The organism is Leptolyngbya sp. AN10, from assembly GCF_050565645.1.
Taxonomy (GTDB): Bacteria; Cyanobacteriota; Cyanobacteriia; order Leptolyngbyales; family Leptolyngbyaceae; genus Leptolyngbya.
Window position 1 is genome coordinate 16,220 of the sequence record NZ_JBNXVP010000041.1, and the last position, 22,915, is coordinate 39,134.

The 22,915-nt window shown below is 50.8% G+C and carries 4 protein-coding genes; all 4 read left to right on the forward strand.

The window, feature by feature from the left end; all coding sequences use genetic code 11:
* The first annotated feature begins 2 nt into the window (after nt 1–2).
* The 4 genes from ACQ4M5_RS34065 to ACQ4M5_RS34080 are packed head-to-tail and all read left to right on the forward strand — an operon-like array spanning nt 3 to nt 22,915.
* On the forward strand, nt 3–4,790 hold the full coding sequence (locus ACQ4M5_RS34065; RefSeq protein ID WP_017291696.1) for a type I polyketide synthase: 4,788 nt from the start codon (nt 3–5) through the stop codon (nt 4,788–4,790).
* Between the two features lie 45 nt (nt 4,791–4,835).
* Nucleotides 4,836–9,602 (forward strand): non-ribosomal peptide synthetase, encoded by a 4,767-nt coding sequence (locus tag ACQ4M5_RS34070; RefSeq protein ID WP_017291697.1) that lies wholly within the window; start codon nt 4,836–4,838, stop codon nt 9,600–9,602.
* Nucleotides 9,603–9,608: 6 nt separating this feature from the next.
* Entirely contained in the window at nt 9,609–17,432 is a 7,824-nt protein-coding gene (locus tag ACQ4M5_RS34075; protein WP_017291698.1) for a non-ribosomal peptide synthetase, read from the forward strand.
* Nucleotides 17,429–22,915 carry a non-ribosomal peptide synthetase gene (locus ACQ4M5_RS34080; RefSeq protein WP_017291699.1) on the forward strand — a complete coding sequence of 1,829 codons (5,487 nt, stop codon included), beginning with the start codon at nt 17,429–17,431 and terminating at the stop codon, nt 22,913–22,915. The genes ACQ4M5_RS34075 and ACQ4M5_RS34080 overlap by 4 nt, the downstream gene beginning before the upstream one ends.

Genomic DNA, 22,915 nt, shown 5'->3' on the forward strand with positions numbered 1-22,915 from the left:
TTATGAGTAATGTAATTAATGCGATAGAAGGCATCGCGATTGTTGGAATGTCGGGTCGTTTTCCGGGCGCGAAAACAGTCGATGCATTTTGGCAAAACCTACGATCGGGGATTGAATCCATTGCGTTTTTCACCGATGAGGAACTGATTGCGGCAGGCATTGATCCGGTTGTTGTGCGAGATTCTAATTACGTCAAAGCGTCTGCCCTGCTTGATGGGATAGAGCAGTTTGATGCAGCATTCTTCGGCTTCAATCCTAAAGAAGCGGCAATGATGGACCCACAGCAGCGGATCTTTTTAGAATGCGCTTGGGAAGCTTTGGAGAATGCAGGATACGACTGTCAACGCTGCGGCGATCGGATGGGAGTATACGCCGGAGTCGGTTTGAATCAGTATTGGGTCTTTCAGATCGCGCCCGATCGTCAATTGCTAGAATCTGCTGCTGGCTATCAAACGGTCATTGGGAATGAGAAAGATTTTCTAACAACTCGTGTTTCCTATCAACTCAATCTCAAAGGACCCAGCCTTGACATTCAAACCGCTTGCTCAACCTCACTGGTTGCAACCAGCTTAGCCTGCCAGAGCTTACTCAGTTACCAGTGTGATATGGCGCTAGCGGGCGGCATTACAATCCATGCGTTGCAAAAATCAGGCTATTTCTATCAAGAGGGCGGGATTTTGTCTCCCGATGGGCACTGTCGTGCTTTTGATGCCAAAGCTCAGGGAACTGTTCCTGGTAGTGGTGTGGGCATTGTAGTTTTGAAGCGGTTAGAAGATGCGCTGGCAGACGGTGATTGTATTCTTGCAGTGATCAAAAGTTCAGCGATTAACAATGACGGCTCGATGAAAGTCGGTTACACTGCGCCCAGTGTGGAGGGACAAGCAGAGGTTATTGCTGAGGCGTTGGCGTTAGCAGGAATTGAAGCGGACTCTATTTCCTATGTTGAGGCGCATGGGACAGGAACTGCATTAGGAGATCCGATCGAACTCGCAGCCCTAACTAAGGCATTTCGCGATAGTACCGAGAGGAGAAACTTCTGTGCGATTGGCTCTGTTAAAACAAATATTGGGCATCTCGATGCGGCGGCTGGAGTAACAGGTCTAATTAAAACAGTACTAGCACTCAAGCACCAACAAATTCCCCCCAGTTTGTATTTTGAGCAACCGAATCCTCAAATTGATTTTGCCAATACTCCTTTTTACGTCAACACAACGCTCACCGACTGGCAAACGCATCATCAGCCACGCCGAGCCGCAGTGAGTTCCTTGGGCATTGGTGGGACGAATGCACACATTATCTTGGAAGAAGCACCTGCGATCGCTTCGTCTAGCGCTTCCCGCTCTCATCAACTCTTGCTACTTTCGGCTAAAACTGCTTCTGCCCTAAAAACTGCAACGACGAATCTGGCAAATCACCTTCAGCAAAATTCTGACTGCAATCTCGCAGATGTTGCCTACACGCTACAAACGGGTCGCAAACGGTTTGAACATCGTTGCATGGTGGTGGTACGCGATCGTGAGGATGCCATTGAGAGCCTAAGCTCCCTCGATCCGCAACGGAACTTCATCCAATCGGCAGGAGGAGAACGCCCGATCGCCTTTATGTTCCCCGGACAGGGTTCTCAATACGTCAACATGGGACGGGAACTATACGAAACAGAGGCAATCTTTCGCGAACAAGTTGATCGCTGCTGTGAATTGCTCAAATCTCATTTAGGCTTAGATTTGCGATCGCTGCTCTATCCCGATGTCGAAACCGTTGAAACCGCGCAGCGCCTTCAACAAACCGCGATCGCTCAACCTGCTTTATTTGTTATTGAGTATGCCTTGGCGCAACTGTGGCTCAACTGGGGCATTCGTCCTCAAGCTTTGATTGGTCATAGTATTGGCGAATATGTTGCAGCATGTATTGCAGGTGTATTCTCTCTAAAAGATGCGTTAGCGTTGGTCAGCGCACGCGCACAACTAATGCAGCAACTTCCCACAGGAGCAATGCTTGCTGTTCCTCTTTCTGAGCATGATCTACAACCTCTACTAGGTCGCGATCTTTCCTTAGCTACGATCAATAGTGTTACCCAGTGTGTTGTTTCTGGGTCTGAAGCCGCGATCGTAACTTTACAACACCAATTATCGGAACAAGGCATCGAGTCACGTTTGCTGCATACGTCTCATGCCTTTCACTCTCAAATGATGGAAGCCATCGTTGAACCATTCATTCAACGAGTTAAAACCATTCCTCTGCATTCTCCTCAAATTCCCTACATCTCCAACGTGACGGGCACCTGGATTACGGCAGATCAAGCGACAAATCCGGCATACTGGGGCAACCATCTGCGTCAAACGGTGCGTTTTGCGGATGGTATTGACCAGTTGTGGCAAGACTCGCAGCGAATCTTACTCGAAGTGGGTCCTGGACGAACCTTGAGTACCTTTGCTCAACGCCATTCTGCTAAAACAGCAGCACATATAATTTTGACTTCCTTACGTCACCCGCAAAAGCAGCGATCGGATGTGGCATTACTGTTGCAGACCTTGGGGCAACTCTGGCAATGCGGAGTCTCAGTGGATTGGTCAACCTTTTATGCCCACGAGCGACGCTATCGCCTGCCTTTACCAACCTATCCCTTTGAGCGTCAACGCTATTGGATTGAACCGCGATCGTTCTTACAACCAAGCACGACATCGAATCGTTGGGATGAACTGATTCAGGCAGCACAACAACAGGCAAATCAGGGAATTTCAGCGTTAGCAGTTGACCCTTCGCAGGCTCCAAAAGTATTGTCTGCCCTGATGGAGAACGATCCACCCAAGCCAAATCTCCTCGATCGAATCGGGAAGAAGTTGGAGATGGCAGATTGGTTCTATCTACCCTCCTGGAAACGGTCTCTGCCCCCTGCGCCCGTTCAAACCCTTGCATCGAAGTGCTGGTTAGTATTTGTAGATGAGTGGGGTTTAGGTGAGAAATTAGCGCAGCGGTTGAACCAATCGGGTCAAACGGTTGTGATGGTTCGAGCCGGAACACAATTTCAGAGGTTACACAGCCTCGTAGAGCAAAATTCGGTCAATTGCCACTATACAATCGCGCCTCACCGTCCCGGAGACTACCGCACGTTGCTGGATGATTTGCGAACCCTGGGCAAACAGCCAGAAGCGATCGCGCATTTGTGGAGCGTTACGAACGAGACGAATTCATCTCTAGAATCCCTAGAGCAAACGGAAACTCTGAGCTTTTTCAGCCTGCTATTTCTAGCGCAAGCTCTTAGTGAGCAGTCTTCAGATTGTGCCATTGACATCAACATTATCTCCAACCAAGTACAGGACATCGCGGGTTCCGAGGAACTATGTCCTAGCAAAGCATTGTCTCTTGGACCTTGTAAGGTGATTCCACAGGAGTATCCCAACTTCACTTGTCGCAGCATTGATGTGGTGCTTCCGGTTCACAACCAAGATGAAAAGTTAATTCAACAACTGTTTGTAGAACTGACTACGCCATCCTCTGATCAGACGATCGCCTATCGAGGCAATCATCGTTGGGTGCAGACTTTTGAAGCTGTGCGTTGGGATAACACCCGCTCCTCTCGTTTACGGGATCAAGGCGTTTACTTAATTACAGGTGGATTGGGAGGTCTGGGACTCACGATCGCAGAATATCTCGCTCAAACTGTGCAGGCAAAATTGGTGCTGGTAGGACGATCGCCATTTCCTGCCAGAGAGGAGTGGGCACAATGGTTGGCGACGCACGATCGCCAGGATGAGACGAGTCTCAAAATTGAGAAGCTTCAGGCGTTAGAGAGATTGGGTGCAGAAGTGTTGCCTCTGAGCGCAGATGTATCAAATTCAACGCAAATGCAAGCCGTTTTGACGCGCATCAATGAGCAATTTGGGCAACTTCATGGGGTGATTCATGCGGCTGGGGTCACACCGGGAGGCATGATGCAAACTAAAACTGCCGAAGCTGCCGCTAGGATTCTGACCCCCAAGGTGAAAGGAACGCTGGTGCTAGCAGATCTGCTGAAGAATACGCCACTAGACTTCTTGGTGCTGTGTTCGTCCCTAACTGCAATTCTGGGCGGTTTGGGCATGGTGGATCACTGCGCTGCCAATGCGTTTTTAGATGCTTTCGCCTATCATCATCAGATTCAATATCCCGATCGTCTTACCGTTTCCGTTAACTGGGATAGCTGGCAAGAGGTCGGACAGGCAGCCAATACCATCATTCCAGCAACGCTTAAACAGGTACGCGAAGAAAATTTAAAGCAAGGGATTTTACCGCAAGAAGGGATAGAAGCTTTCTGCCGCATTTTGCAATGCATGGTGCCTCAAGTCCTGGTTTCAACACGCGATTTTCAGATGCAGTTACAGTACGATCATCTGCTGAATAGTGTGGAACATCTCGAACCTGTGAGGCAGGATCTGCACCCTAGACCAGCGTTGAGTAATGCCTATATTGCTCCTAGCAGCGCGATCGAACAAACTGTTGCAGAGATTTGGCAAGAGTCATTGGGAATTGAGTCGATCGGCATTCAGGATAACTTCTTTCACTTAGGCGGAGATTCCTTGTTAGCCGTGCAGATTGTCTCCCGATTACGAGATGCTTTCTCGGTTGAGTTATCACTGCAAACCCTTTTATCAGATGCCCCAACCATTGCTGAATTATCGAAGACGATTCGCACTCTACAAGCAGAAACAAATGAGCTTGACGTAATGAACGAACTGCTATTAGAGATAGAAAGTTTATCGCTGAGTGAAATTCAAGAACAACTGGAAGCAGCACAATTCAGTAATCATTAACCACGACACTCTGTAACATAACAAATCCTATACGGCTGGCAAAGAATGAACACGCTCTCTCAACGTCTCGCTGCTCTCTCACCGGAACAGCAGAGGCTTCTAGAACTACGTCTCAAGCAAAAAGGCTTAACGGCTCCTAAAGCCCAATCCGTTATTCAGCCTAGACAAAATCAGGACTCACTGCCCTTATCTTTTGCTCAAGAGCGGCTGTGGGTGTTGGATCAATTGCAGCCAGAAGTGCCGTTTTATAATGAAGTTCATTTCTTTCACCTGCGGGGGGCGTTGAATGTAGCGGCATTAGAGCAGGGTTTTAATGCTATCTCACAGCGCCATACTGTGTTGCGGAGTAGATTTGCGACTGTTGAGGGACGACCTGTTCAGCAGGTAGAGCCGTTTCAGCCTTTCCCTTTGCCGATCGTCGATCTGAGCCAAGCGGCAGAAACAGAGCGGGAGAGCGTTGCGAGAGCGATCGCGACTCAAGAGGCGCAGCAACCGTTTGATTTAGCCAATGATGTGTTAGTGCGAATTAAGCTTCTGCGGCTCACGCCAACGCATCACATCTTGCTGCTCACCGTCCATCACATTGTCTGTGATGGTTGGTCAGTCGGCGTGTTCATTCAGGAACTGGTCAGGTTCTACACTGCCTTTGCTACGGGGGAACCGCTCTCCCTTGCTAATCTGCCAATTCAATATGCAGATTTTGCGGCTTGGCAGCGAGAATGGCTCCAAGGTGAAGTGCTAGAGACTCAACTTGCTTACTGGAAACAGCAACTCGGTGGCACATTGCCCGTTCTAGAACTTCCCACAACCCGTCCGCGTCCTACCACGGAAACTGGACGAGGTGCGATTCAAACCTCATCTTTATCACCCGCCTTAACCCAAGCGCTCAAGACACTGAGTCAGCAAACAGGGGTGACGCTGTTTATGACTCTGCTAGCAGCTTTCAACACTCTGCTCTATCGCCATACCAGAATAGAAGACATTTTGGTGGGTTCGCCGATCGCAACCCGCAATCGGGTTGAATTAGAAGGCTTGATCGGGTTATTTCTCAACACGCTTGTATTCCGCACTGATGTTTCTGGCAATCCGACGTTTCAGGAGTTGCTCAATCGGGTGCGTGATGTCGCACTCGGAGCCTATGCCCATCAGGATGTACCGTTTGAAAAACTGGTTGAGGAACTGCACCCTGATCGCAACCTCAGCCAATCCCCGTTGTTTCAGGTGATGTTCATTCTGCAAAATACGCCCAAACCCGCCTTAGAGCTACCTGGTTTGACGATCGAACCCTGGGATATCGATAACGGAGCCGCGACCTTTGATCTCACGCTCAGTCTGCAAGAGACCTCTCAAGGTCTTAGCGTGAGTTGGGAATACAACACTGACCTGTTTGATGCAGATGCGATCGCGCGAATGCAAGGGCACTGGCAAACCTTGCTAGAAGGAATTGTGAAAAATCCCCAAGCTCGCCTCTCAGAATTGCCTTTGTTGACAACCCAGGAACTAGAGCAGCTTTGGACATGGGGAACCGGAGAACACGAAAGCCATGCTCTCGTAGGCACCCCGCAACATCTATGTATTCATGAATTATTTGAGGCGCAAGTTGAACAAACTCCCGATGCGATCGCGGTTGTTTTTGAAGATCAACATCTTACTTATACCGAACTCAACCACAAAGCCAATCAACTAGCCCATCAGTTGCGATCGTGGGGTATCCAACCGGAAATGTTGGTAGGGATCTGCATGGAAACCTCACTAGAGATGATGGTGAGCATTTTCGCAATCCTCAAAGCCGGAGGCGCTTACCTGCCGCTTGATCCTGCCTATCCGACAGAACGGTTAGCCTTCATGCTCAATGATGCGAAAGTATCGGTGCTCCTGACGCAAACTCATCTGCTCAACACGCTCCCTCAGCATCCGGCTCAGGTTCTTTGTGTCGATCGCGATCAATCCATTTCTACGGCTGCCTCCCTGTCTCCTGCACCTACTGGCTCAAACCTTGCCTATGTGATCTACACGTCTGGTTCTACGGATACCCCCAAGGGCGTGATGGTCACGCATCGCAGTTTGGTCAATGCCTATTTTGCATGGGAAAGTGCTTACCAGTTGAGAGCGGCTGTCACCTGTCATCTACAAATGGCAAGCTTTTCCTTTGATGTTTTTTCTGGCAATTGGATACGGGCACTGTGTTCTGGGGCAAAGCTCGTGCTCTGTCCTAGAGATTTTTTACTAATGCCTGATCAGCTTTACAGTCTTATGCGTCGGGAGCAGGTAGATTGTGCAGAATTTGTACCAGCCGTGTTGCGGAATTTACTCAGATATCTAGAAACAACGGGTCAATCGCTCGACTTCATGCGGCTCCTGATGGTGGGGTCGGATAGCTGGTATGTACAAGAGCATCAGGCTATCCAGCGATTGTGCGGAACCCAGACTCGGCTGATTAACTCCTATGGTGTGACTGAGGCAACGATCGACACAACTTATTTCGAGAGAACTGAGACAAAACTGTCTGTCGATAACTTAGTTCCGATCGGTCGTCCCTTTCCGAACAGTCAGGTGTACGTTCTGGATATCGATCGACAACCTGTACCAATTGGAGTGCCTGGAGAACTTTACATTGGGGGTGCTGGCGTTGCACGAGGATATCTGAATCGTCCTGAACTGACCGAGGAGCGGTTTATCCCTTACGTTGACCCTTTCACTCCTTCAATTACAACTCGTTTATATCGAGCTGGCGATCTGGTTCGCTATCTGCCTGATGGCAATCTGGAGTTTTTAGGACGGATTGATAACCAGGTAAAGCTGCGCGGGTTTCGTATTGAGCTAGGAGAAATCGAAGCAACCCTTGGGCGATCCCCTACTGTTGCAGAAACAGTTGTCGTGGTGCGAGAAGACGAACCTGGACACAAACGATTAGTTGCCTATGTTGTTCCTGTGCAGTCAACCAGTTTCTCACTTTCTGATCTTCGCAACTTTGTCAAAGACAGATTGCCGGGGCACATGGTGCCGTCTGCGTTTGTGGTGTTGGAGTTCCTACCGCTCACACCTAACGGCAAGATCGATCGACGATCGCTGCCTGTTCCTGAGATAGCAAGACCGAATTTAGAACATACATACATTGCACCTCAAAACCCAGTGGAAACGGCATTGGTCGGTATCTGGGCTGAGATACTTGGGGTGGCGCAAGTGGGCATTGACGACAACTTCTTTGAGTTGGGTGGCGATTCTATTCTGAGTATCCAAGTAGTCGCTAAGGCAAATCAGCAGGGATTGAGAATGACACCCAAGCAGGTGTTTCAGTATCAAACGATCGCAGAGTTAGCCACCGTTGTAGAACTCGTAGACGCGCAGACCATCGCTCCAGCAGAACAGGGAGCGGTGACAGGTGATTTACCACTCACGCCCATTCAACATTGGTTCTTTCAACAGGAATTGTTGGAGCCGCATCACTGGAATCAATCCATCTTGTTAGAAGTCCGACAAGCGATCGATGCCAGGCTTTTAGAAAAGGCAGTCCAGCATTTACTCACTCATCACGATGCATTGCGACTGCGATTTTCTCGGACTGCTGAAGGTTGGCAACAGCAGATGATCAGCCCCGATACGGCTGTTCCATTCTCCCAAGTGAATTTGTCAAACCTGTCTACAGCAGAACAAGCGATCGCGATTGAGCAAGCAGCAACACAACTCCAAGCAAGCCTTAATTTGAGCGATGGTTCGATCGTGCGGGTTGCTTGGTTTGACCTGGGACTCCATCGAGCGAGCCGTTTGTTGATTGTGATTCATCATCTTGCAGTCGATGGGGTGTCTTGGCGAGTGTTGCTAGAAGATCTGCAAACGATTTACCAGCAATTGAGAGATGTTCAACCGATCAAACTGCCGGCTAAGACCACTTCATTTAAACGGTGGGCAGAACAGTTGGTTAACTACGCACAATCGGAAAGTTTGCAACAAGAACAGTCCTTCTGGCTAACCCAATTGCAAAAGCCGATTCCGCCCCTCCCTGTGGATTTTCCAGGCGGAACGAATACCGTTGCCCAAGCTCGTACTGTCACCGTAACGCTGAATTCAGCAGAAACCCAAACATTACTACAAGACGTACCTGCTGCTTATAGCACCCAAATCAACGATGTGTTGTTAACTGCACTCGTACAAGCGTTTGCAGCGTGGACTGGAAAACCATCACTACTGGTGGAGCTAGAGGGACATGGACGCGAGGACATGATTGAAGGGGTAGATGTATCGCGTACGGTCGGCTGGTTTACTGCTGTGTTTCCAGTATTGCTGGAGTTGGATAGCAGGGTTGATAGTGCCCAAGCCCTAAAAGCGGTGAAAGAGCAACTGCGGCAAATCCCGAATCGAGGCGTTGGCTATGGACTGCTGCGCTATCTCAATTCAGGAGAAATCGCTGAATCCTTGCGAAAACTGCCTCAAGCGGAAGTCAGTTTCAACTATCTCGGACAGTTTGATCGGAGCTTTGCAGCGTCCTCTTTGTTTGGGCTGGCTCAAGAGTCGAGCGGCTCTTGTCATGGCTTGCAAGATCGTCGATCGCATCTATTTGAGATTGACGGCATGATTACCGACGGTCAGCTGCAAATGGTCTGGACGTATAGCGAAGCATTGCATCACCCTGCCACCGTTGAAGGACTGGCACAACGGTTTCTCGAAAAGCTGCGATCGCTGATTTGCCACTGCCAATCGCCTGACGCTAAAGGCTATACCCCCTCAGACTTTCCCCTAGCCGAGCTTAGTCAGGATGAACTTGATGCCGTATTCGCGACGGTTGAATTTTCTGTTGAATTTTCAGGGAGATAAGCCACCATGAGCGCCAAAAACATTGAAGACCTCTATCGTTTGTCTCCGATGCAGCAGGGAATGCTGTTCCATAGCCTCTATGCACCAGAATCAGGGGTGTATGTTGAGCAGGTCAGTGCTGAGTTACAGGGAGATCTGAATATTCCAGCCTTTGAGCAGGCATGGCAGCAAGTCCTCGATCGCCATCCGATTCTCCGCAGTGCTTTTGTTTGGGAGAACGTAGAAAAACCGCTGCAAGTAGTGGGACGGCAGGTCCATTTACCTCTGATGGTTCACGACTGGCAAAAGCTCACGGTGGCAGACCAGCAAGCCAAGCTGGAGGCATTGCGCCAAGCTGAGCGGATGCAGGGCTTTGAATTATCAAAGGCTCCACTGATGCGGTTGATCCTGATTCAACAAGCAGCGCAACAGTATCATTTTCTCTGGAGCCATCATCATTTGCTATTGGATGGTTGGTCTACGTCCCTGGTCTTGCAAGAAGTCTTTGTGGTTTATGAGGCAACTTGTCAGGGTCAAACCTTGCGACTGCCCAAGCCCCGACCGTACCGGGATTACATTGGCTGGCTGCAACAACAGTCTTTACCTGAAGCAGAGACATTCTGGCGGCAAACGCTCAAAGGTTTCACGGCACCCACTCCTTTTGGGGTAGATGTCGATCACTCTACCTCTGCCATCCAGGTTGGGGAATATCACACGTCCCTCGCAAGCGAAACAACCACAGCCTTACAATCGCTGGCACGTCAGCATCAATTGACGCTCAACACCCTAGTTCAAGGAGCTTGGGCATTGCTGCTCAGTCGATATAGTGGCGAGTCGGATGTGGTGTTTGGCACGACGGTTTCAGGTCGCCCGACGACCTTACCAGGGGCTGAAGCGATGGTGGGATTGTTCATTAACACCTTGCCGGTACGAGTACAGGTGCAATCGGATCGATCGCTTCTTCCCTGGCTCCAGCAGTTTCAATCGCAACAGGCAGAAGCACGACAGTACGAATACACGCCGCTTTTCCAGATTCAGCAGTGGAGCGAGATTCCACCCAATTCGCCCTTATTTGAGAGCCTTGTCGTTTTTGAAAACTATCCGATCGATCCAAACGTTGAGCAGGGCAATGCTGACTTAATCGTCAGTCGAGTTCAGGTGTTTGAACAAACGAATTATCCGCTGACGGTGATCGTTCGACCGGGTGCTGCGCTAGAAATTAGCTTGGTTTACGATCGTCACCGTTTTGATGCAGACACGATCGCTCGGATGGCGGGACATCTGCAAACCCTTCTGGAAGGAATGGCAGCAACCCTCGATCGTAGTCTCTGGGAATTGCCTTTACTCACCGCAGCAGAGCAGCATCAGCTTTTGGTGGAGTGGAATCATCCTCAAGGTACGGATTTAGTAACGCATTCTCAAACTGCCTGTCTGCATCACTTGTTTGAGGCACAAGTCGAACGAACTCCGAATGCGATCGCACTGGTCTATGAGGATCAGCAGCTCACCTATCGCGAACTGAACGATCGCGCCAATCAACTCGCCCATTACTTGCAATCGTTAGGAGTTACACCTGATGTTTTGGTGGGGATTTGCCTGGAGCGATCGCTTGAAATGGTCGTGGCGTTGCTTGCCGTTCTCAAAGCAGGAGGGGCATATCTACCTTTAGACCCATCCTATCCACCAGAGCGTTTAGCATTCATGATCGAAGATGCTCAGGTGCCTGTGTTGCTGACGATGGCAGGACAACAGAATCAATTTTCCACTCCAGCAGCCAAGGTGGTTGACCTCGATCGCGATGCTGCTATTCTGAGCCAGCAGAGCATCGAGAATCCAGTCGGCGAAGTCACGCCCGATCACCTCGCGTATGTGATTTATACCTCCGGCTCCACTGGAAAACCCAAAGGTGTATTGATTCACCATGCCAATGTTGTGCGGCTCTTTGCCGCCACTCAGCCCTGGTATCACTTCAACGAGCAAGATGTGTGGACACTCTTTCACTCCTATGCATTCGACTTCTCAGTGTGGGAAATTTGGGGGGCTTTGCTGCATGGTGGGCGACTGGTTGTGGTGCCCTACTGGACGAGTCGATCGCCCGAAGCATTCTATGACTTGTTGTGCCAAGAACGAGTGACGGTACTGAACCAAACGCCTTCCGCCTTCCGTCAACTGATTCAGGTCGAAGACTCCCTCCGTCGTCCGTCTACCCTTTGTCTGCGTCTAGTGATCTTCGGTGGAGAAGCGCTGTCCTATCAAAGCTTGCAGCCCTGGTTTGAGCGACATGGTGATCGATCGCCGCAGTTAGTGAATATGTACGGCATCACCGAAACGACGGTGCATGTGACCTATCACCCACTGACCATGGCAACGCTTGGTGAAACCAGGAGTGTGATTGGCAAACCCATTCCCGACCTTCAGGTGTATCTTCTCGATCACCATCACCAACCTGTACCCGTTGGGGTTCCGGGTGAAATGTACATTGGAGGCGCGGGTCTAGCACGGGGCTATCTCAATCGTCCGGAACTCACTGCCGAGCGCTTCATTCCCCATCCGTTTGACGATGCGCCAAACGCACGACTGTATAAATCGGGTGACTTGGCACGCTATCTGCCGAATGGCGAGATCGAATATCTCGGTCGGATCGACCATCAAGTGAAACTGCGCGGTTTTCGCATTGAACTCGGTGAGATTGAAGCGCTGTTGTGCCAATATCCGCAGGTGAATCAGGCTGTGGTGATCGATCGCGAAGATGTGCCCGGAGATCAACGCCTCGTGGCTTACATCGTTCCTGATTCCACCCTAAACGATGCACAACTCATCGACCTCCGCCATTTTCTGCAAACCAAACTTCCAGACTATATGGTGCCCGCTGCTTTTGTGGTGCTGGACGCCCTGCCTCTGACGGTGAATGGCAAACTCGATCGTCGGGCATTACCGGTTCCCAATGATTCTGCCTTGGCATCAGACGATCGCACTACGGCACCGCGCACACCCGTTGAAGAAATGGTGATGGGCATCTGGGCAAAGGTGTTGGGACTGAATCAGGTAGGACTTCACGACAACTTTTTTGAGTTGGGTGGTCACTCGCTGCTAGCAACTCAGGTGACCTCGCAAGTCCGAGCGGTGTTTCAAGTGGAGCTACCCTTGCGGTGTTTGTTTGAAGCGCCTACGCTCTCTGCATTTGCTAGGGAAATTGAGTTCGCAATTGGTACAGATCGTTCCTTACAGGCTCCGACGATCGATCGAGTCTCCCGATCCGAGCCTCTGCCCCTGTCCTTTGCTCAGCAACGGCTGTGGTTTTTGCAACAGCTTGATCCGAATGACACGTCCTACACCCTACCTGCGGCAGTACGGCTGCAAGGACGGCTTAATATTGCCGCGCTAGCGCAAAGCTTGAGTGCGATCGTGCAGCGTCATGAAATTCTGCGATCGCAGTTTGTCACGATCGCAGGACAACCCACTCAGGTGATTCTCCCAGAAGCCACCGTTCCGTTGATCCCGATAGATTTGCAGTCTCTATCGCCATCGGAACAAGATGCGGAAGTCCAGAGACTGGCTCTTCAAGCAACCCAGCAACCCTTTGATTTGTCCCAGGCTCCACTACTGCGATCGACCTTGCTGCAACTCGCAGAAAACGATTTTGTGCTGCTCCTGACGATGCATCACATTGTTTCGGATGGATGGTCGATCGGCGTGTTCATTCAAGAAATGGTTCAACTCTACACTGCTTTTGCTGAAGAACAAGCCTCGCCACTAGCAGCATTGCCGATTCAGTATGCCGATTTTGCCCTGTGGCAGCGGCAGTGGTTACAGGGAGAGGTTCTAGACGCTCAACTGGCTTACTGGAAACAGCAATTAGCCGGTGATCTGCCGATTCTGGAATTGCCGAGCGATCGTCCTCGTCCTGCGGTTCAGAGCTTCCGGGGCGCAACTCGATCGTTCCAGCTTCCCCGCGATCTATCCACAGCTCTGCAAGCCTTCAGCCAGCAACAGGGCGCGACCCTGTTCATGACCTTGCTGGCAGCGTTTAAGACCCTGCTCTACCGCTACACCCAACAAGCAGACATCTTAGTGGGATCGCCGATCGCAAACCGTAATCGGGCAGAACTCGAAGGATTGATGGGTTGCTTTGTGAACACACTGGTTTTTAGAACGAATCTATCCGGCAATCCGAGCTTTCAGACGGTGTTGAAACGAGTTCGGGAAGTCGCTTTGGGCGCGTATACCCATCAGGACGTGCCGTTTGAGAAGCTAGTCGATGAACTGCAACCCGATCGTGATCTCAGCCATCATCCGCTCTTTCAGGTGATGTTCGTGCTGCAAAACGCTCCGATGCCAGCCCTGGAGCTTCCCGATCTCACTCTCAGCACACTAGATATCGACAGTGGGACGGCTAGCTTTGACTTGACCCTGAGTTTGATGGAAACGCCCACAGGACTCAGCGGCAGTTGTGAATACAACACGGATTTGTTTGAGCCAGAGACGATCGCTCGGATGCTGGAACAGTTCCAAACTCTGCTCGAAAGCATGATTGCGAATCCGAAGCAATCGATTTCGGATCTGCAACTGTTACCAGAATCGGAACTGCACCAGCTTCAGGACTGGGGAACCGGAGAAATCGTAAGCAATGCGTCATCGCCTTTATGCCTGCATCAATTGTTTGAAGCTCAGGTTGAGCAAACACCGGATGCTATTGCCCTGCAATGGAATGATCAACACCTAAGTTATCGGGAACTGAATGATCGTGCCAATCAACTCGCAAGCCATTTGCAGTCTCTAGGAGTTGCGCCTGAAGTGCTGGTTGGAATTTGTGTCGATCGCGCTCCAGAAATGGTGATCGGTATTCTCGGAATTCTGAAAGCGGGAGGCGCTTATGTGCCGATCGATCCGGGCTATCCGCAAGATCGCATTGCTTTCATGCTAGAAGATGCCCAAGTCTCAATCTTGCTGACTCAAGCTCATCTGCTCGACACTCTGCCTGCTTGTCCTGCCACAACGATTTGCCTGGATACTCTCGATACGATCGCGGTACCACTTGCACTTTCTAGCCTTGCATCACCCACGAGTCTTGCCTATGTGATCTACACCTCTGGCTCGACAGGCAAACCCAAAGGTGTACTTGTCGAACATCAAGCCATTTGTAACCGTTTACTGTGGGGGCAAACGGTCTATCAGTTGAATGGGCGCGATCGGGTTTTACAAAAAGCCTCCTTCGGTTTCGATGTGTCGATTTGGGAAATCTTTGGGGCGTTAATTGCTGGAGCAACCCTGGTTCTGGCTCCAGCCGATGTTCCTCAAGATAGTGCAGCACTCGTTCAGTTCATCGCTCAACATCAAATTACGGTTGTAGATTTTGTCCCTTCGTTACTGCAAGTGTTTTTGCAGATGGAAGGCTTAGAAACGGCGTGCCGCAGCCTACGCTACATTACCTGTGGGGGTGAGGCAGTCAGTGCCCAACTGCAAGCACAATGTTTTGCCCGGTTGCCTCATGTGGAACTGCACAATCTCTATGGACCTACTGAAGCCGCGATCGATGCTACTTGGGAAGTTTGCCAACCGACAGATCAACAAACCGTCTCGATTGGTCGCCCGATCGCCAATACGCAGATTTATTTGCTCGATGCCAATCTCAAGCCTGTTCCCATCGGGGTTCCGGGTGAACTCTATATTGGTGGGTTCGGACTGGCTCGCGGCTATCTCAATCGACCGGAGTTAACCGCAGAACGATTCATCCCCAATCCTTTCTGGGGAGATCGAGATCAATCCTCAGCCCGCCTTTACAAAACAGGCGACTTAGCCCGTTGGCGATCGGATGGCAAAATCGAATTCTTGGGACGCATTGACCATCAAGTGAAGATTCGAGGATTTCGGGTTGAACTTGGTGAAGTTGAAGCTGCGCTAGAACAACATCCAGAGATTCAGCAAGCGATCGCAGTGATTCGAGAAGATGCCCCCAATCGCAAGCAACTTGTGGCTTACGTCGTTGCCACGCTTCCCGATGCTGCCCTGGGTTCCCTGCGTTCATTTCTTAAAAACAAGCTGCCGGACTACATGCTTCCTGCCGCCTTTGTGCAGTTGGAATCTCTGCCCCTAACGCCCAATGGTAAGGTGGATCGCCGTCATCTACCCGCCCCCGATCGCACTCATCTCGCAACGAAAACGCCACTGGTTACGGCGAGCCACGCGATCGAGCAGCGGTTGACTGAAATTTGGCAACAAGTTTTGGGCGTTGAGTCGATCGGTATTCATGACAATTTCTTTGAGTTGGGGGGCGACTCCATTCTCAGCATTCAAGTTGTGGCTAGAGCGAATCAGGAAGGCTTACGAATGACACCCAAGCAACTGTTTCAGCATCAAACGATCGCTGAACTTGCTCAGGTTGTCGATACCGAGCAGGCAGTGCAAGCAGAACAGGATGCCGTCAGCGGAGAACTACCGTTAACACCGATTCAGCACTGGTTCTTTGAGCAAGCCCTAGTCAATCCACACCACTACAACCAGGCAACGCTGCTCGAAGTCCCCGCTACTCTAGAGGGAAGCCAAGTTCAACAGATTGTGCAACAGTTACTGATCCATCACGATGCCCTGCGGCTGCGGTTTGAGCAAACCGAATTGGGGATTCGGCAAGTCAATGCACTGCCAGAAGAGACGGTGCCATTCGTTCAGGTCGATTTGTCAGCGATTCCTGAATCAGAGCAAGCTGAGGCAATCACTCAACACTGCGAAGAACTACAAGCTAGCCTCGATTTAACATCCGGTTCGCTCGTACGAGTTGCCCTCTTTAAGCTCGGTGCAAACAAACCGGGACGATTACTTATTCTGATTCATCACTTAGCAGTGGATGGGGTGTCCTGGCGAATTTTGCTAGACGACTTCCAAACTGCCTATGCCCAACTTCAGCAGGGGCAAGCAATTCAGCTTCCGGCAAAAACCACATCGTTTCAGCATTGGTCGCAACGCTTAACGGACTACGGACAGTCAGTGGCAGTGCAGCAGGAGTTGGAGTATTGGTTAGCTGCCCATCAACTGCCTAGTTTTTCTTTGCCGATCGACGATCCGAAGGGCATCAATACGATCGCTTCAGCTAACACAATCACCGTTACGCTCACCGCAGCAGAGACTCAAACGCTTCTGAAAACAGTGCCAGCAATCTACCGCACCCAAATTAACGATCTATTGTTATCGGCATTGGGTCAAACATTTACCCAGTGGACAGGTCATCCACTTCGGGTCGATCTAGAAGGTCACGGGCGAGAGCAACTTTTCTCGGATGTAGACCTGTCTCGCACGGTCGGCTGGTTCACGTCCATCTTCCCGGTGTATCTAGATTTAAGCAATGCAGATGGAATGGAGGATGCCCTGAGAACAGTCAAAGAGCAGCTTCGTCGCATTCCCAATCAAGGAATTGGCTGTGGCGTGTTGCGCTATCTCGCGCCAGCGGAAATTGCTGCACAACTCAGGGATTTGCCACAGGCGGAGGTCTGTTTCAATTACCTAGGGCAGTTTGATACAGCACTCGACGCGACGACCACCTTCAAGCTTGCTAAAGAATCGAGTGGTGCGGTTCACTGTCCCGAAGGAATTCGTCCCTATCTATTAGAAATTGATGGCTTCATTGCTGCCCAACAACTGCATCTGGAATGGAGCTATAGCTCTGCGATTCATCATCCAGCCACGATCGCGCAGTTAGCCGAAGGGTTTATAGAGGCATTGCGATCGATTATTGCTCGCTGCCACTCCCCGGAAGCGGGAAGCTATACCCCTTCTGATTTTGAGGCAGCCAAAATCAGCCAAAAGGACTTTGACAAATTGTTGGCAAAACTCAGCCAAACTGGGAGACATTCTTCATGAAAATGGACAATCTAGAAGACATCTACGAACTTTCGCCACTTCAGCAGGGCTTACTGTTTCATACGATCTATGCGCCACAGTCCGGCGTGTATTTTGAGCAGTTTAGCTGGACGCTCAAGGGCAATCTGAATGCAACCGCGCTTCGGCAAGCTTGGCAGCGTGTGGTCGATCGGCACTCAATTTTACGCACTGCCTTTTACTGGCACGACTTGGAAAAGCCTTACCAAGTCGTGTATGGGCAGATCGACCTCCCTTGGCACCAGGAAGATTGGCGACACTTTGATCCAGAGACACAGCGCGATCGCTTAGATGAATTTCTCAGGGTCGATCGCCAAACAGGATTTGAACTCTCCCAAGCTCCCCTGATGCGCTTGGCACTATTGCGTTTAGCTGATGATGCCTATCACCTTGTCTGGAGTAGTCACCATTTGCTGTTAGATGGCTGGTCAGAGTCGCTGATCTTCAAAGAAGTGTATGCCTTCTATGAAGCATTTTGCCAGGGACAAGACCTGCACCTGAGCCAACCGCGCCCCTTCCGTGACTACATTGCCTGGTTGCAGCAGCAAGATCTCGCTCAGGCGGAGGCATTTTGGCGGCAGAGGCTCAAGGGGTTCACTGCACCGACTCGTCTTGCGGTCGATCGCAACGCTCACAATTTACCTAGCCAGGAAGAAGATTATGACTGGCAGCGCATCGATTTGTCGGAAGCGACTAGTATCGCGCTCCAGGATCTAGCACGACAGCATCAACTCACACTCAACACCCTAGTCCAAGGTGCTTGGGCATTACTGCTCAGCCGCTACAGTGGCGAGTCTGATGTGGTCTTTGGCGTTACGTCCTCCGGTCGCCCGACGGACTTAGCCGGAGTCGAGTCAATGGTGGGGATTTTCGTCAACACGCTGCCCCTGCGCGTTCAGGTTCCTCCCGATGCCTCTCTGCTGCCCTGGCTGCAACAGATTCTGGCTCAACAAATGGAGGTGCTTCAGTATGAGTACAGTCCACTGGTACAGGTGCAGGGCTGGAGTGATGTCTCTCGCAACCAACCTCTGTTTGAAACCTGTCAAGTTTTAGAAAACTATCCCGTTGATGCCACGGTGAAAAACGGCGTTGAGGGGTTTGAGATTCAGAATCCACGATCGTTTGAGAAAACCAATGAACCTCTCCGATTGCTAGCGATTCCTGATGCGGCACTGCGGCTTGAGCTTTGGTATGATACGCGCCGCTTCGATCGAGCAACGATCCATCGAATGCTTGGACATTTGCAGACGCTCCTAGAAGGCTTTATCGCCCATCCTGAAGCGTGTCTCTCAGCGTTACCGATGCTGAGCAATGAGGAATTGCAGCAATTGAAAGTATGGGGAGAAGGAGCGGTTCAGCCGGCATCGGGCGAATGTATTCATCACTTATTTGAAGCACAAGTCGATCGCACGCCTGACAATATCGCAGTCATTTGTGCAGACCAGCAATTGACCTACCGAGAACTCAACGATCGGGCAAATCATCTGGCTCATTCTCTGCAAACCCTGGGTGTCAAGCCCGAAACACTCGTGGGGATTTGTGTAGAGCGTTCCTTAGAAATGGTCGTGGGCGTTCTAGCCATTCTCAAAGCAGGAGGGGCTTATGTACCCCTCGACCCAACCTATCCGGCAGAGCGGGTAGCATTCATCTTGCAAGATGCTCAGATATCCGTCTTGCTGACTCAGCAAACGCTTCTTTCCACGCTGCCTGACACCCCTGCCCAAGTGGTTTGCCTCGACGCGAAGACAAATTTTCCAGAAACTTTAGAGATCAATCAAAATCCACAATCTGCAATCACTCCCGCGAATCTCGCCTATGTCATTTACACCTCTGGTTCAACAGGTCAGCCAAAAGGTGTCGCCATTGAACATCGAAATACGATCGCGTTACTCCACTGGGCGCAATCCGTTTTCACTGCCGATCAGTTATCAGGCGTCCTAGCTTCTACGTCGCTCTGCTTTGATTTGTCGGTGTTTGAGTTATTTGCACCGTTGAGTGTTGGGGGAACCGCAATTCTGGCTGAAAATGCCTTGCATCTACCCACGCTAGCCGCAGCAGAGCAAGTGACGCTGATCAATACTGTGCCCTCTGCGATCGCTGCCTTGATCGAGATGAACGGCATTCCCAAGTCGGTGCAAACCGTCAATTTAGCAGGAGAACCGCTGCCGCACAAGTTAGTGCGCCAGTTGTATGAGCGATCGCACATCCAGCAGGTGTTTAACTTGTATGGACCCTCGGAAGACACAACGTATTCTACGTTTGCGCGAATTGATCCGCAGATCGAAGGGACACCTCCGATTGGTCGCCCGATCGCCAATACTCAAGTTTATGTTTTAGATCAGCAGTTGCAGCCTGTCCCCATCGGGGTTCCGGGTGAACTGTACCTGGGTGGAGCGGGGCTAGCACGCGGCTATCTCAATCGCCCCGATTTAACTGCCGAATGGTTTATTCCCAATCCGTTCTCAGCACCGGATTTTGCAGATCGGCTTTACAAAACCGGGGATCTAGTGCGCTACCTTCCCGATGGTCATCTCGAATTTCTCAACCGGATTGATCATCAAGTTAAAATTCGCGGCTTCCGCATTGAGCTAGGCGAGATTGAGGCGGCACTGAGCCAGCATCGGGCTGTTCAAGATGCAGTTGTATTGGCAAGAGAGGATGTTCCCGGAGAGAAACGCTTAGTCGCTTACATCGTCCCCCAATCTCTCGATCGCCATGCTTCTAGCCAAAACCTGGAAGACCAGCAGGTTTTGCAGTGGCAGATGGTATATAACGACGATCGCTTCCGTGACACTCAAACAGAATGGGAACCGACGTTCAACATCAGCGGTTGGATGAGCAGTTATACCAATCAACCCATTCCGGCAGAGGAAATGCGAGAGTGGGTCGATGCAACAGTTGATCGGATTCTCGCCTTACGCCCTCAGCGAGTTCTAGAAATTGGGTGTGGCACCGGTCTGCTGCTGTTCCGCATTGCACCCGATTGCACTGAATATTGGGGCACAGATTTTTCGCACATCGCCTTGAGTTATGTAAAACGAGTTTTGAGTCTGCCGCAATATCAACTGCCCCAGGTTCGGCTATTGCAGCAGCAGGCAGACCAGTTGGAAGGGATTGAGCCACACAGGTTTGATACAGTCATTCTCAACTCGGTCATCCAATACTTCCCTAGCATTGACTACCTTCTCCGCGTTCTGGAACATGCTGTCAATGCCGTTGCACCAGGAGGCACAATCTTTATCGGAGATGTGCGGAGTTTGCCATTACTAGAAGCATTCTACAAGTCTGTTGAACTCTACCAGGCTTCAGAGCTGCTCACGCCAGAGCAACTGCGCGATCGCATTCAACGCCGCCGACTTCAAGAACAGGAACTCGTGATCGATCCTGCCTTCTTCTCTGCCCTGCAACAGCACTTGCCGCAAATCGAGCATGTCCAGATTCAGCCTAAGCAGGGACGCTACGAGAACGAGCTAAATCAGTTCCGCTATGACGTGACCTTGCGGATTGGGGCAAACGTGGAAGCGCAAACCGGAAAAACTGAGGAGCGCTCCTGGCAGACCTATGCCAACAATCCTCTACAGCAACAAACGACCCGTGAATTTGTTGGTCAGTTGCGCGACTATTTGCACCAAAAACTGCCCGACTACATGGTGCCTTCTGCCTTTGTCTTGCTAGAGGCACTGCCACTGACCCCCAACGGTAAACTCGATCGTCGATCGCTGCCTGCTCCCGATCGACAGGAATCAACCGAGACTGCAACCGCCCCTCGCACCCCAATCGAAGAAATGTTGAGCGGCATCTGGGCACAGGTTCTGGGGGTGGCAACCGTGGGAATCAATGATAACTTCTTTGAGTTGGGTGGGCATTCACTGCTGGCAACTCAGGTCATTTCGCGTGTGCGAGAAGTCTTCCAGGTGGAGTTACCTCTGCGCTGCTTGTTCGAGGCTCCCACGATCGCGGCTTTAGCCCAGCAAGTGAAAGTAGCGATTCAGTCGCAGCAAGGCTTAGAAGCCCCTCCGTTATTACCCGTTCCGCGCGATCGAGATCTGCCGCTTTCCTTTGCTCAACAGCGATTGTGGTTTCTGCATCAGCTTGCGTCGGATAGCCCGCTTTACAATGACCCGGTTGCACTGCGGTTAGGTGGTTTGCTCAACGTCACAGCGTTAAAGCAAAGTATTAACGAAATTGTGCGACGACACGAAGTTCTGCGATCGCGCTTTGACACCGTCCAGGGGCAACCTGTGCAGATCATTACTCCTAGTTTGGATGTGCCGATCTCAATGGTTGATTTGGGAGATTTACCAGAGCCAGAGCGTGAAGCGGAAGCCCTGCGACTAGCAATTGAGGAAGCTGCCCGTCCCTTTGATCTAAGTGCCGATCCTCTGCTGCGGGTCACGTTACTGCGGTTGAGTGAAACCGATCATGTTGTCTTGCTAACCCTCCATCACATTGTTTCTGATGCATGGACAATGGGCGTTTTAGTACAGGAGTTATCAGCCCTCTATGCTGCTTTCTCGACCCATCAGCCTTCGCCCTTACCAGAGCTACCGATTCAGTATGCTGACTTTGCCCTATGGCAGCGGCAATGGTTACAGGGAGAAGTCCTACAGGCGCAGTTAAATTACTGGCGACAACAATTAGCAGCGTTACCCACCCTTGAACTCCCAACGGATAAACCACGTCCTCAAATCCAGAGCGATCGCGCAGCAACCCAAACCTTTGTTGTGCCCAAAGAAGTGAGTCGATCTCTGATCCAACTCAGTCAGCAGGAAGGTGTCACGTTGTTTATGACGCTGCTCACCGCCTTTAAAACACTACTTCACTGCTACACTGGACAAACGGATATCGGCGTAGGTTCCCCGATCGCGAACCGCAACCGAGCAGAGATCGAACATTTGATCGGCTTCTTTGTGAACACGCTGGTACTTCGCACCGATCTCTCCAACAATCCCACATTCCGTTCCTTGCTAGCACGAGTGCGAGAAACAACGCTCGGAGCTTATGCTCACCAGGATTTGCCATTTGAGAAGCTAGTCGAAGAACTGCGACCAGAGCGACAGCAGCAACATTCGCCGCTCTTCCGAGTTTGGTTTGTGCTACAAAATGCGCCGATGCCTCCGTTAGAACTACCAGGTCTTACCCTGACACCGTTCGATGTTGATAGTGGAACGACCAAGTTTGATTTAGCGCTGTTCTTCTTTGAAACCAGTGAGGGACTAGAAGGCTGTTTTGAGTACAACGCTGATCTATTCGATACATCGACGATCGCTCAAATGGTGCACCAGTTTGAAGCACTGCTCCAGACGGTTGTGGCGCAGCCGGATATCCAGTTGAGTGTTCTATCGAATCAGGTTGCCAAAGCTGCCAAAGAACAGCAGCTTCTCCAGGCACAAGCAATTTCCGCCACAAATTTACAACGACTTCAGCGCATCACCCGCAAACCGCTCAGTCGCGCTAAATCATGA

Excerpts from the sequence above, each read along its gene's own strand:
- ACQ4M5_RS34065 (WP_017291696.1), top strand. The coding sequence starts at position 3 with ATGAGTAATGTAATTAATGCGATAGAAGGCATCGCGATTGTTGGAATG.
- ACQ4M5_RS34070 (WP_017291697.1), top strand. The coding sequence starts at position 4,836 with ATGAACACGCTCTCTCAACGTCTCGCTGCTCTCTCACCGGAACAGCAG.
- ACQ4M5_RS34075 (WP_017291698.1), top strand. The coding sequence starts at position 9,609 with ATGAGCGCCAAAAACATTGAAGACCTCTATCGTTTGTCTCCGATGCAG.
- ACQ4M5_RS34080 (WP_017291699.1), top strand. The coding sequence starts at position 17,429 with ATGAAAATGGACAATCTAGAAGACATCTACGAACTTTCGCCACTTCAG.